Source organism: Pseudonocardia xinjiangensis (assembly GCF_012911925.1).
In the GTDB taxonomy this organism is placed as follows: domain Bacteria; phylum Actinomycetota; class Actinomycetes; order Mycobacteriales; family Pseudonocardiaceae; genus Pseudonocardia; species Pseudonocardia xinjiangensis.
This window is the reverse complement of the sequence record NZ_JAAXKY010000036.1, coordinates 1-13,328: the sequence shown is the minus strand read 5'-3', so window position 1 is coordinate 13,328 and position 13,328 is coordinate 1. Positions and strand designations below refer to the sequence as shown.

Genomic DNA, 13,328 nt, shown 5'->3' with positions numbered 1-13,328 from the left:
ATGCGGATCACGCTGACCGTGAACGGCACGCGGCGCGAGGTGGACGGCGTGTGGGAAGGCGAGAGCCTGCTGTACGCGCTGCGCGAACGGATGGGGCTGCCCGGCTCCAAGAACGCCTGCGAGCAGGGCGAGTGCGGGTCGTGCACCGTCTACCTGGACGGCCTGCCGGTGTGCTCCTGCCTCGTCGCCGCCGGCCAGGCGGACGGGCGTGAGGTGACCACCGTGGAGGGCCTCTCGGCCGACGGCGAGCTGCGCCCCGTGCAGCAGGCGTTCCTCGCGTGCGGCGCCGTGCAGTGCGGCTTCTGCACGCCCGGGCTGATCGTCTCCACCCACGACCTGCTGGAGCGCAACCCCCAGCCGTCCGACCCGGAGATCCGCGAGGCGCTCGCCGGGAACCTGTGCCGGTGCACCGGCTACGAGAAGATCATGGACGCGGTGCGGCTCGCCTCCCGTGCGCAGGAGCGGGCGTCATGACGACGACGGTCATCGAGGGCGCCCACGTCGTCACCGTCTCCGGCGCCGAGTACCCCGGCGGCCACGTCGTGGTGGAGGGCAACCGGATCACCGCGGTCGGTGCCGGTCCCGCGCCCGCCGTCGAGGGTGCCACGGTCGTCGACGGGCGGGGCTGCCTGCTCACGCCCGGGTTCGTCAACACCCACAACCACCTCTACCAGTGGGTCACCCGCGGGCTCGCCGTGGACTCCACGCTGTTCGAGTGGCTCACCACGCTCTATCCCGTGTGGGCCGGCATCGACGAGCACGCCGTGCACACCTCCGCGAGCGCTGCGCTGGCCCAGCTCGCGCTCACCGGCTGCACCACCACCACCGACCACCACTACGTCTTCCCCTCCGACGGCGGGGACGTGTTCGCCGCGGAGATCCGGGCCGCGCAGGACGTCGGGCTGCGGTTCCACCCGTGCCGCGGCTCGATGGACCTCGGCCGGAGCGACGGCGGCCTGCCCCCCGACGGCGTCGTGGAGGACCGCGACACCATCCTCGCCGGCTCCGAGGCCGCGATCGACCGGTGGCACGACCCCGCGCCGGGCTCGATGCTGCGGGTCGCGCTCGCGCCGTGCTCGCCGTTCAGCGTCACCGGGGAGCTCATGCGCGAGTCGGCGGAGCTCGCGCGGCGGCGCGGGGTCATGCTGCACACCCACCTGGCCGAGACCCTCGACGAGGAGGCGTTCTGCCGCGAGCGGTTCGGCTGCTCACCCCTGGAGTACGTGGAGCGGTTCGGCTGGACCGGCGAGGACGTCTGGTTCGCCCACGCCGTGCACCTCGACGACACCGCGGTGAAGAGGATCGGGGAGACCGGCACGGGCGTGGCCCACTGCCCGTCGTCCAACGCGCGGCTGGGGGCCGGGATCGCCCGCACCCGGGACCTGCGCGCCGCGGGCGCCCGCGTGTCACTCGGCGTCGACGGAGCCGCGAGCAACGAGGCCGGGAGCCTGCTGGAGGAGGTGCGGCACGCGCTCCTGTTCGCCCGCGCGGTCGGCGGGCCGCAGGCACTGACCGTCCGCGACGTCCTGGAGCTGGCGACGCTCGGCGGTGCCGCCGTGGTCGGGCGGACCGACGAGATCGGCTCCCTGGAGGCCGGCAAGCTCGCCGACCTCGCGCTGTGGCGCATCGACGGCCTGCAGCACGCCGACGTCGCCGACCCGGTGGCCGCGCTCGTGCTCGGGGCGCCGCCGCCCATGGAGCTCCTGCTCGTGAACGGCCGCACGGTGGTCGAACGAGGCCACGTCCGCACCGTCGACGTCGAGGCGCTGGCCCGCGAGTGTGTCGCCGTCCACCGGACCCTGATCGAGAAAGCCGGCTGACCATGACGTCCGCGGTACCGAACTCTGCAGGAGCGAGCGAGACGACCGCCAGCCGCGGCCGGGTCGGCGACAGCCCGCTGCGGCCGGACGGGCTGCTCAAGGTCACGGGCGCGTTCGCCTACGCCAGCGACCTCTCGCGCGACGACATGCTGTGGGGCGCGACGCTGCGCAGCCCGCACCCGCACGCGCGGATCGTCGCGATCGACACCGCACCGGCGCTGGCCGTGCCCGGCGTGCACGCGGTGCTCACGGCGGCCGACGTGCCCGGGGAGAACGCTGTCGGGCTGGAGCACCTCGACCAGCCGGCGCTCGCCGAGGGTGTGGTGCGCTACCAGGGTGAGGCCGTGGCGCTGGTGGCGGCCGAGCACCCGGAGACGGCGCGCCGCGCCGCGGCCCGGATCGTCGTCGAGTACGAGGAGCTGCCCGCGGTCACCGACCCACGGCGGGCGCTGGAGCCCGGTGCGGCGCTGGTGCACCCGGCGCGGCGGGATGCGGGCGGCAACCTCGTGCGGGAGGTGCGGATGCGCCGCGGTGACCCCGCGCCCACCGCGCCCGTGGTCGTCGCGCTCGACTTCGAGGTCGGCATGCAGGACCAGGCCTTCCTCGGCCCCGAGTCCGGCCTGGCCGTGCCCGGCGCGGACGGCGGCGTGGACCTCCACGTGGCCACGCAGTGGCTGCACGTCGACCAGCGGCAGGTCTGCCACGTGCTCGGCCTGCCGCCCGGGAAGGTGCGGCTGCACCTGGCAGGGGTCGGCGGGGCGTTCGGCGGCCGCGAGGACCTCTCGATGCACGCCCACGCCTGCCTGCTCGCCCTGCGCACCGGCCGGCCCGTCAAGATGAGCTACTCCCGGGAGGAGTCGTTCTTCGGGCACGTGCACCGGCATCCGGCCTGGCTGCGCTACGAGTTCGGGGCCGAGCGCGACGGCACGCTGGTCTACGCCCGTGCCGACATCCTCTTCGACGGGGGCGCCTACGCGTCCTCCACGGGTGCGGTGGTCGGCAACGGCGGCTCGCTCGGGCTGGGGCCCTACCGGATCCCGAACGTCCACGTCGACGCGCGCGGGGTGTACACGAACAACCCGCCGTGCGGGGCGATGCGCGGTTTCGGCTGCGTCCAGGCGGCGTTCGCCCACGAGGCGCTCATGGACGAGCTCGCCGACGCGGTGGGTGTCGATCCCGTGGAGATCCGCGCGCGGAACGGGATGCGCGAGGGCGACACGAACATCACCGGCCAGGTGATCGACTCGGCAGCCCCGGTGGCCGAGCTGATCCGGATCGTGCGGGACATGCCGCTCCCGCCCGGGTCCCCTCCCGAGCCGGACCTGCGCGAGCTGCCCGGCGGGGTCGGCAACACCACCCACGGCGAGGGCGTGGTGCGGGGGATCGGGTACGCCGTCACGTACAAGAACGTCGGGTTCTCCGAGGGCTACGACGACTACTCGACCGCGCGGGTGCGCCTCGAGGTCAGCGCCGGTGAGCCGGTGGCCACCGTCCACACCGCCGCCGCGGAGGTGGGCCAGGGGCTGATCACCGTGGAGCAGCAGATCGCCCGCACCGAGCTCGGAGTGGAGCGGGTGGTGGTGCAGCAGGCGGACACCACGGTGGGCTCCGCCGGTTCGACGTCGGCGTCCCGGCAGACCTACGTCACCGGCGGTGCGGTCAAGGCGGCCTGCGAGGCCGTCCGGGACACCGTGCTGGCGCGGGCGGCCGGGATGCTGCAGCGCGCCGCCGCCGACCTGCGGCTCGACGGCGACAAGATCGTCGACGTCAGTGGCGAGGTCCTCACGGGGGTCGCGGACGTGCTCGGCGACGAGGCCGTGGAGGAGACCCTCGAATGGCGCCACCGCCCGACGGCGCCGCTCGACGAGGAGACCGGGGCGGGCGACGCCCACGTGCAGTTCGCGTTCTCCGCCCACCGTGCGGTGGTCGACGTCGACGTCGAGCTGGGGCTGGTGAAGGTGGTGGCCCTGGACACCGCGCAGGACGTCGGCAGGGCGGTCAACCCGGACGCGGTGCTCGGCCAGATCCAGGGCGGCAGTGCGCAGGGCATGGGACTGGCCCTGATGGAGGAGGTCGTCGTGACCGACGGGAGGGTGCGCAACCCGTCGTTCACCGACTACCTCATCCCGACGATCCTCGACACGCCGCCGATGCGGATCGAGGTTCTGGAGTACGCCGACCCGCACGCGCCCTACGGTGTCCGTGGGGTCGGTGAACCCCCGACGATCTCGAGCGGTCCCGCCGTCGCGGCCGCGATCCGGGCGGCCACGGGAAAGGCGCTGCGGCGCGTTCCCGTGCGGCCCGAGCACATCACCGGCGCCTGACGGGGGCGTGTGCGCCGGCACGAGTGATGGCTCACTCGCCGGCGCATGCGCACGACGAAGGAGTGCACGATGCCCTTGATGTTCCTCAACGGCACCGCCATGTCCGGCGGCGCCGACCACCATCTCGTCGGCGACGCGACGCTGGTCGGGCGCACCACCACGGCGCCGCGCTACCGCTTCCACGCCGTCGGCGGGCGCTATCCGGCGCTGGAGGACGTCGGGGACGGGGGTGCCGCGGTGCAGGGCGAGGTCTACGACCTGTCCTACGAGCAGCTGCGCGAGGTGCTGCTGCCCGGGGAGCCCGACGGGCTGGAGCTCGGCGTGATCGAGCTCGCCGACGGCAGCGGGTCGCTGGCCATGGTGCTGCGCCGGGAGTACGCCACGCTGCCGCCGCTCACCGACATCTCGGAGCTGGCGAGCTGGCGCACCTACCAGGAGCAGGCGTGATCGTCGTCCGGGCGCGGCGCGCCGTGATCGAGGGCGCCGAGCGGCCCGCCGCGGTGCTGGTGGAGGGCGAGCGGATCGAGGCCGTGCTGCCGTTCGACGCCGCGGTCGACGCGCCCGAGGTGGTGCTCGCCGCCGACGAGGTGCTGCTCCCCGGCCTGGTCGACACCCACGTGCACGTCAACGAGCCGGGGCGCACCGAGTGGGAGGGCTTCGCCACGGCCACCCGGGCCGCGGCCGCCGGTGGCGTCACCACGATCGTCGACATGCCGCTCAACGCGCTGCCGCCCACCGTCGACGTGGCGGCGCTGGAGATCAAGCGCAAGGCGGCCGACGGCCAGTGCGCGGTGGACGTCGGGTTCTGGGGCGGGGCCGTGCCGGGCAACGCGGGGGAGCTGCGGGCGCTGCACGAGGCCGGCGTGTTCGGCGTGAAGTGCTTCCTGCTCGACAGCGGCGTGCCGGAGTTCCCGCCGCTGCTGGGGCAGGACCTCACCACGGCCCTGCGTGCCGTCGCGGAGTTCGACGGGCTGATGATCGTGCACGCCGAGGACGGCGACCTGGTCCGGGACGCGGCGGGGCGGCGCTACCTCGACTTCGTCGCGTCGCGGCCGCCGGCCGCCGAGGACAGCGCCATCGCGGGCCTGCTGGCGGCCGCGCGCGAGACGGGGGCGCGCGTGCACGTGGTGCACCTGTCGTCGGCCGACGCGCTGCCGCAGCTCGCGGCCGTCCGCGCCGAGGGTGTCCGCGTCACGGTCGAGACCTGCCCCCACTACCTCGCGCTCACCGCCGAGGAGGTGCCCGACGGCGACACCCGCTTCAAGTGCTGCCCGCCCGTCCGCGAGGCCGGCAACCGGGACGCGCTGTGGCAGGGCCTCGCCGACGGGACGATCGACCTGGTCGTCTCCGACCACTCGCCCTGCACCGCCGACCTCAAGCGCCTGGAGTCGGGCGACTTCGGCCAGGCGTGGGGCGGGATCGCCTCGCTGCAGGTCGGGTTGCCGGTGGTGTGGACCGAGGCGCGCCGCCGGGGTCACGGTCTCGCCGAGGTCGTCACGTGGATGGCGGAGCGGCCCGCTGCGCTGGTCGGGCTCTCCCTCAAGGGCCGGATCGCCGCGGGGCAGGACGCCGACCTCACCGTGTTCGCCCCCGACGCGACGTTCGTGGTGGGCCGCCTGCACCACCGCAACCCGATCACGCCGTACGCCGGGCGGGAGCTGTACGGCCAGGTGCGCCGCACCTGGCTCCGGGGTGCACCCGTGGAGGAGCAGGAGCCGCCCCGCGGGCGGCTCCTGCGCCGAGAGGACCTGCGATGAGCGACCAGCGTGACTTCCGGCAGCTGCCCGACCTGGCCCTGCGCACCCTCGGTGGGGGCGTGGTGTGGGCCAACGACGAGGCCTTCGCCGCGCGCGAGAACCTCATCTCGCCCGGCCCCTCGGTGTTCGACGCCGGCTCGTTCGGGCACAAGGGCAAGGTCTACGACGGCTGGGAGACCCGCCGTCGCCGCGAGCCGGGGTACGACGAGGCGATCGTCCGGCTGGGCGCCCCGGGGATCGTCCGCGGCGTGGTGGTCGACACGTCCTGGTTCACCGGCAACTACCCGCCGGAGGTGGCGGTCGACGGGCTCGCGGTCGAGGGGCATCCGACGGTGGCCGACCTCCTCGCCGCCGACGACTGGACCCCGCTGCTGATGCGCACCGGGGTCGCCGGCGACACCGAGAACGAGTTCGACGTGACGAGCGACCGGCGCGTCACGCACGTGCGCCTGCGGATCTTCCCGGACGGCGGCGTGGCCCGGCTGCGGGTGCACGGGGAGGCGCTGCCCGACCCCCGGCTGCTCGACGCGCTCGGCACCGTCGACCTCGCGGCGATCGAGCACGGCGCCCGGGTGGTCGGCTGTTCCAACATCTTCTACAGCTCACCGAACAACCTCCTCGTGCCCGGCCCGCCCCGCTCCATGGGCGAGGGCTGGGAGACCGCGCGGCGCCGCGACGACGGCAACGACTGGGTGGAGGTGGCGCTCGCCGCCGAGTCGGTGGTCGCGGTGGCGGAGGTCGACACGAGCTACTTCCTGCACAACGCACCTGGCTGGGCCACCCTGCGCGGGCGCGCGGGGGAGGGCGGGTGGTTCGACCTCGTGCCCCGCACGCCGCTGCAGCCCGACACCCGCCACCGCTTCGTGCTCGACGCCGCCCCCGCGGCCACCCACGTCCGCCTGGACATCTTCCCCGACGGCGGGATGGCCCGGCTGCGGCTGCACGGCCACCTCACACCGGACGGCCGAACCGCCCTCGACCGCCGCTGGACCGACGCGCGAGTTGCAGCAAAGCCACTTTCACGCAACGAGATTGCATGAAAGTGGCTTTGCTGCAATCGGGCCGCCCGCTCGCGGCGCCACCCCTACGACAGTCAGGATCTGGGTATGACCACCCGCTATGCCGTCAACTGCTCCATCATCTTCACCGAGCTGCCGCTCCTGGAACGGCCGGCCGCCGCCCGGGCCGCCGGGTTCGACGCCGTCGAGTTCTGGTGGCCGTTCCCCACCGCCACTCCCTCCCCCGCCGAGGTGGACGAGTTCGTGCGGGCGATCGAGGACGCCGGTGTGCAGCTGACCGGGCTCAACCTGCCGGCGGGGGACATGGGCGGTGGTGATCGCGGGCTCGTCTCGTGGACCGGCCGCACCGAGGAGTTCCGCACCGGGGTGGAGGTGACGGCGGGGATCGCGCAGCGGCTGGGCACCGCCGTGTTCAACGCGCTGTACGGCAACCGGCTCGACGGCGTCGACCCGGCGGAGCAGGACGACCTGGCCACCGAGAACCTCACGTTCGCCGCCGAGCGCCTCGACGGCGCGGTGGTCCTCGAACCGCTCAGCGGCGCCGAGCGCTACCCGTTGCGCACCGCGGCCGACGCGCTCGCGGTGGCCGACCGGGTGGGCGCGCCGAACGTCCTGCTGCTCGCCGACGTCTACCACCTGACCGTCAACGGCGACGACGTCGACAGGGTGATCGCCGAGAACGGCAGGCGGATCGGCCACGTCCAGTTCGCCGACGCGCCGGGCCGCCACGAGCCGGGCACCGGCAAGATCCCGTTCGACCAGCATCTCGACGCCCTCACCCGCGCCGGGTACACGGGCCTGGTCGGCCTGGAGTACGTGCCGTCGACGTCGAGCGACCGGGCGTTCGACTGGCTGAGCCGATGAACCCGGCGGAGAAGCCGACGGTCGCCGTGATCGGCCTCGGCATCATGGGCGGCCCGATGGCCGCCAACCTGGTGGCCGCCGGTCACGACGTGGTCGGGTACAACCGGTCGCGTCCCGCCGTGGACCGGCTGGTCGAGGCCGGGGGCCGGGCCGCCGACAGCGCCGCCGAGGCCGTCCGCGGCGCCGGCGTGGTGATCACGATGGTCCCCGACAGCCCCGACGTCGAGGCGCTGGCCCTGGGCGAGGACGGGATCTACGCCACCGCCGGCCGGGGCACGCTGCACATCGACTGCTCCACGATCCGTCCCGACGTGGCCCGCCGGCTCGCCGCCGCGGGTGCCGAGCACGGGGTCCGGGTGGTGGACGCCCCGGTCAGCGGGGGCGAGGCGGGCGCCGTCGAGGGCACCCTGTCGATCATGGTGGGTGGCGAGGAGGCCGACGTCGAGGCCGCCCGGCCCTACCTGGACGTCGTGGGGAGCACCGTCGTGCACGTCGGTCCCGCCGGGGCCGGTCAGACCGTGAAGGCCGCGAACCAGCTCATCGTCGCCGGGAACATCCAGCTCGTCGCCGAGGCGCTGGTGTTCCTGGAAGCCCACGGCGTGGACACCGAGTCCGCCTCCGCGGTGCTGGCGGGCGGCCTCGCGGGCAGCGCCGTGCTGGATCGCAAGGCGCCCGGGATGCGGGCCCGCGAGTTCGCCCCGGGCTTCCGGATCGACCTGCACCACAAGGACCTCGGGATCGTCACGGCGGCCGCGCGGGAGGCGGGTGTCGCGATCCCGCTCGGCGCGCACGTGGCCCAGCTGGTCGGGGCCCTGCGCGCGCAGGGCCACGGCGGGCTCGACCACAGCGCGCTGCTGGTGCTGGTGGAGCAGCTGTCGGGGCGGGCCGGAACCGGCGACTGACCACCGGTCGCGCGGTCAGGGGGCCGGGAGCTCCGCCAGCGCCTCGTGCAGGGCGGCGAGGCCGCGTTCCAGGCCGCGCAGCGCGTCGAGGTCGATGCGGGCGAGCAGCCGGGCGCGCACTTCCTGCCCGGCGCTCTCGATCCGGTCCAGCAGCGCCGTGCCGTCGGCCGAGAGCGCGGCGTGGCGCACGCGGCGGTCCCGGGGGTCCTCGGTGCGCTCGACCAGGCCCCGCGCCACCAGCCGGTCGACGAGGCCGGTGACGGTGGCGAGCCCGACGCCCAGCGCGTGTGCGAGGTCGCCCTGGGGGAGGGGGCCGTCCGCGCCGAGCACCACGAGCACGCGCAGCTGCTGCATCGTCAGCCCGCTGTCGAACAGCGGGTTCGGCCTGCGTGCTGCGCTGCGCCGCAGCACGGCCTCGTGCGCCGCGATCGCCGCGACGAGGGCGGCGCGCTCGTCGTCGGCGCAGTCGTCGGCACGGTCGTCTCCGGCGTTCCCGCTCATCGCAGCCACCTCCTTTTCGCTACACCCGTCCCGGTGTAAGTGCTCAGTGAAGTCTCAGCCGCCGACAGATGGTTTGTCCGAGACGTAGTATTCACTGGTTTCCATGACCTGGCTCGCCCGCCTCAGCGTGGCCAATCGCGCCATCGTCGGACTGGTGACGGTTCTCGTCATCGCGTTCGGGGTGGTCAGCACCACCTCCCTGCGGCAGGAGCTGCTGCCGTCGCTGGACCTGCCGATCGTCAGCGTCGTGACGCCCTACCCCGGGGCCTCGCCCGACGTGGTGGAGCAGCAGGTCACCACGCCAGTCGAGGATGCGGTGGCGAGCCTGCGCGGGGTCACCGGCACGAGCTCCACCAGCACCGGCAACAGCTCGGTGGTGCGCCTGGACCTCGCCTACGGCACCGACCTGACGGAGTTCGCCACGCAGGCCGAGCGCGCGGTGCAGGGGGTGCGCCTGCCGGCCGACCTCACGTCGACCGTGGTGAGCGGCAGCACCGACAGCCTCCCCGTGGTGCAGCTCGCGGTCTCCTCGGACCTGCCGCCCGACCAGGTCGCCTCGGTGCTGCGCGACCAGGTGCAGCCCCTGCTGGCCGGGCTGCCCGGGGTGGCGGACGTGTCGCTCTCGGGCATCGTCGACCCCCGGATCACCATCGACCTCGACCCGGCCGCCGCGGCGTCGCGTGGGGTCGCGCCCACCGCGATCACGAGCCTCCTGCAGCAGAACGGCGTGCGCGTGCCGGCCGGGCAGCTCACCCCGGACACCTCCCCGCTGACCGTCGAGGTCGGCAGCCCGATCACGTCGGTGGCGCAGCTCGGGGACCTCTACGTGACGTCCACCCGTGGCGCGCCGGTGCGCCTCGGTGACATCGCGGCGATCACCGAGGCGCCCGCGCCCGCCACCGGCTACACCCGCACCGACGGCGCTCCGAGCATCGGTATCGGCGTCACCAAGCAGGAGGACGCCAACACCGTCGCGGTGTCGCACGCGGTGAGCGACGCCCTCCCGCAGGTGGTCGACGCGCTGGGCGGCAGCGCCCGCAGCGCCGCCGCCACCGTGGTGTTCGACCAGGCCCCGTTCATCGAGCAGTCGGTGGAGGACCTCACCACCGAAGGCCTGCTCGGCCTGCTGTTCGCGGTGCTGGTGATCCTCGGGTTCCTGCTCTCGGTGCGCGCCACGCTGGTGACGGCCGTGTCGATCCCGCTGTCCGTGCTGATCGCGATGATCGTGTTGTACGTCGGGGACTACACGCTCAACATCCTCACCCTCGGCGCGCTCACCGTGGCGATCGGCCGGGTCGTCGACGACTCGATCGTCGTCATCGAGAACATCAAGCGCCATCTCGGCTACGGCGGCCCGCGCCGCGCCGCGATCCTCACCGCCGTGCGGGAGGTGGCCGGGGCGATCACCGCGTCGACGATCACGACGGTGGCGGTGTTCGCGCCGATCGGGCTGGTCGGCGGCCAGGTCGGGGAGCTGTTCCGGCCCTTCGCGGTGACGGTCACGGCCGCGCTGCTGGCGTCGCTGCTCGTGTCGCTCACCGTGGTGCCGGTGCTGGCGTCACTGCTGCTGCGCAGCCCGGCCACGCCGGAGCCCGAACCGGCGGCGGACGCCGAGCCCGTCCGCACACGGCTGCAGCGCGGCTACCTGCCCGTGCTGCACGCGGCGATCCGGCGGCCGGTGATCGCGCTCGGCGTCGCCGTCGCGATCCTCGCCGGCACGGTGGCACTGGTCCCGCTGCTGCAGACCAACTTCCTCGGTGACGCAGGCGGCGACACCCTGTCGGTGAGCCAGGAGCTGGCGCCCGGCACGGGCCTCCCCGAGGCCGACACGGCGGCCAAGCGGGTGGAGCAGGTGCTCGGCGACACCGCGGGCGTGGCGAGCTACCAGGTCACCGTCGGCTCGCCCGACGGCGCGTCGGGCCGGTTCGGGTTCCCCGGTGGCTCGGGCGGCACGGCCACCCGGTTCTCGGTGACCCTCGCCGACGATGCCGACGCCACCGCGGTCGCGGACTCCCTGCGGGACCGGCTCGCGAGCCTCGGGACGTCGGATCAGGTCGGGACGCTCACCGTGCAGGCCGGGCAGGGCGCTTCCGGCGGCGACCAGCTCGCCGTGGACGTGCGCGCGGAGGATCCGGCCGTGCTCGCGCAGGCCGCCGACCAGGTGCAGCGGGCCGTCGCGGCCATCCCGGGAGCCAGCGACGTGCGGAACGACCTCGCCGCGGCCCAGCCCGTTGTCGATGTGGCGGTCGACCGGCAGCGGGCCGCGGCGGCCGGCCTGACGGAGGCCCAGATCGGGCAGGTGGTCGCCACCGCGCTGCGGGGGTCCACCGTCGGCACCCTGACGATCGACGGCGTCGACCAGGACGTGCTGCTGCGCACGGGGGACGCACCGGCCGACGTCGACGGGCTGCGGGCGCTGCCGCTGGCCGGCCGCGGCGCGCCGATCACGCTGGGCGACGTCGCCACCGTCACGCAGAACAGCACCGCCCCGAGCATCACCCACACCGACGGCTCCCGCAGCGCACAGATCACCGCGCGGCCCGCCGCCGACGACCTGGGCGCGGTCACCGCCGACCTGCGCACCACTCTCGACGGGCTCACGCTCCCGCCCGGCGCGACCGCCGAGATCGGCGGCGTCAGCCAGCAGCAGAGCGACGCCTTCGCACAGCTCGGCCTCGCCCTGCTGGTGGCCATCGCGGTGGTCTACCTGGTCATGGTCATCACCTTCCGGAGCCTGCTGCAGCCGTTGCTGCTGCTCGTGGCGATCCCGTTCGCCGCCACCGGGGCGCTCGGGCTGCTGCTGCTCACCGGCACCCCGCTGGGTGTCCCGGCGCTGATCGGCATGCTGATGCTGATCGGCATCGTGGTGACGAACGCGATCGTGCTCATCGACCTGGTGAACCAGTACCGGCGCAGTGGCCGGAGCCTGGCCGATGCGGTCACCGAGGGCGCCGCACAACGCCTGCGCCCGATCCTCATGACCGCGGTCGCCACGATCTTCGCCCTGCTCCCGATGGCCTTCGGGCTCACCGGCGGCGGCGGGTTCATCTCCCAGCCGCTCGCCGTGGTGGTGATCGGCGGCCTGGTCTCGTCGACCCTGCTGACCTTGGTGCTCGTGCCGGTGCTGTACGTGCTGGTGGAGCGCGTGCGGGGCCGGCGGCGACCCGACGGCGAGCAGGCAGCCGTCCCCGGTGCGGGGCCCGACGGGGGACCGGCCGGCGGGTCCGCCACCCCGGCGGTGCTGCCCGCCGCCCCGGCCGCCGTGCCGTCCCGGGAGCCGGTGCTCACCGGACCGGGCGTGCGCGGGGTCATCGCCGACCGCGACGGGATCGCCCTGGCGGGCGCCGCGATCACCGTGTTCGACGGCCGGGGCACCCGGATCGCCGCCACCGTCTCCGCCGAGGGCGGCCGGTACGCGGTGCCGCTGCCCGGTCCGGGGGAGTACGTGCTGGTGGGGCAGCACGAGGGCCGCGAGCCCACCGCCGACTGGGTGCAGATCGGCGCCGAGCCGGCAGGCCACGACCTGCGGGTGGAGGGCCCGGCCTCCATCGCGGGCCAGGTCCGCCACGCGGCGGGCGCGGGCGTCCCGGCGATCGTCACGGTGGTGGACCAGACGGGGGAGCTGCTGTCGGGCACCCGCGGCGACGACACGGGCCACTACCTGATGATCCACATCCCCCCGGGCGAGCACCACCTGCTGGTCTCCCCGCCGAACGGCGCGTCGACCTCGCAGCGGGTGAGCGTCCCGCTCTCCGGAACGCTGCGGCACGACGTCGTCCTCCCGCCCACCGGGATGCTCGCCGGCACGGTCCGCTCCCGGCGGGGGCATGCCGTGAGCGACGCGATCGCCACCGTGACCGACGGGGCCGGCGCGGTGGTGGCCACCGGCCGTACCGCGGCGGACGGCTCGTTCCGCCTGTCCGGGCTGCCCGAGGGCATCTACACGGTGACGGCCACGGTGGGCGCCCCGGCCGTCACCGCCGTCCGGGTGCGGGACGGGTCGGTCACCTCCGCCGACCTCGAGCTCGGCGAGCAGCCCCCGGGCGAACACACGGGCAACGGCCACAGGTAACCGGACACCCCCCGCCCGCGGCCCCCGCCCGGGCGGGGGGTGTCCGGTTACCTGTGGCCGTTGCCCGTG

At 74.6% G+C, this 13,328-nt stretch carries 10 protein-coding genes; 9 read left to right on the top strand and 1 reads right to left on the bottom strand.

The features are described from left to right. From HF577_RS13490 to HF577_RS13460, 8 genes are all read left to right on the top strand, one after another. Nucleotides 1-474 carry a (2Fe-2S)-binding protein gene (locus HF577_RS13490; RefSeq protein ID WP_169396172.1) on the top strand — a complete coding sequence of 158 codons (474 nt, stop codon included), beginning with the start codon at nt 1-3 and terminating at the stop codon, nt 472-474. Then, nucleotides 471-1,820 carry an 8-oxoguanine deaminase gene (locus HF577_RS13485; RefSeq protein ID WP_169396171.1) on the top strand — a complete coding sequence of 450 codons (1,350 nt, stop codon included), beginning with the start codon at nt 471-473 and terminating at the stop codon, nt 1,818-1,820. The genes HF577_RS13490 and HF577_RS13485 overlap by 4 nt, the downstream gene beginning before the upstream one ends. Nucleotides 1,821-1,822: 2 nt before the next feature. After that, a complete protein-coding gene (gene pucD / locus HF577_RS13480) occupies nt 1,823-4,144 on the top strand; it encodes a xanthine dehydrogenase subunit D (RefSeq protein ID WP_169396170.1) in 2,322 nt (773 codons plus the stop codon). A 69-nt stretch (nt 4,145-4,213) separates the two neighbouring features. Continuing rightward, on the top strand, nt 4,214-4,591 hold the full coding sequence (locus tag HF577_RS37450; protein ID WP_211174231.1) for an allophanate hydrolase-related protein: 378 nt from the start codon (nt 4,214-4,216) through the stop codon (nt 4,589-4,591). Further along, nucleotides 4,588-5,901 (top strand): allantoinase AllB, encoded by a 1,314-nt coding sequence (gene allB, locus HF577_RS13475; protein WP_312859119.1) that lies wholly within the window; start codon nt 4,588-4,590, stop codon nt 5,899-5,901. The genes HF577_RS37450 and allB overlap by 4 nt, the downstream gene beginning before the upstream one ends. Further along, nucleotides 5,898-6,941 (top strand): allantoicase, encoded by a 1,044-nt coding sequence (alc, locus tag HF577_RS13470; protein ID WP_169396168.1) that lies wholly within the window; start codon nt 5,898-5,900, stop codon nt 6,939-6,941. The genes allB and alc overlap by 4 nt, the downstream gene beginning before the upstream one ends. A 66-nt stretch (nt 6,942-7,007) precedes the next feature. After that, nucleotides 7,008-7,784, top strand: coding sequence for a hydroxypyruvate isomerase family protein (locus HF577_RS13465; RefSeq protein WP_169396167.1), 777 nt, complete (start codon nt 7,008-7,010; stop codon nt 7,782-7,784). Then, nucleotides 7,781-8,686: a 2-hydroxy-3-oxopropionate reductase gene (locus HF577_RS13460; protein ID WP_169396166.1), complete on the top strand. Its 906-nt coding sequence runs from the start codon at nt 7,781-7,783 to the stop codon at nt 8,684-8,686. The genes HF577_RS13465 and HF577_RS13460 overlap by 4 nt, the downstream gene beginning before the upstream one ends. A 15-nt stretch (nt 8,687-8,701) precedes the next feature. On the opposite strand, the gene HF577_RS13455 is transcribed toward HF577_RS13460, so the two are convergent. Beyond that, complete coding sequence (locus tag HF577_RS13455) at nt 8,702-9,187, bottom strand: MarR family winged helix-turn-helix transcriptional regulator (protein WP_169396165.1); 486 nt, start codon at nt 9,185-9,187, stop codon at nt 8,702-8,704. Between the two features lie 103 nt (nt 9,188-9,290). On the opposite strand from HF577_RS13455, the gene HF577_RS13450 reads away from it, so the two are divergent. Next, a complete protein-coding gene (locus tag HF577_RS13450; RefSeq protein ID WP_169396164.1) occupies nt 9,291-13,259 on the top strand; it encodes an efflux RND transporter permease subunit in 3,969 nt (1,322 codons plus the stop codon). The last annotated feature ends 69 nt before the right edge of the window (nt 13,260-13,328 follow it).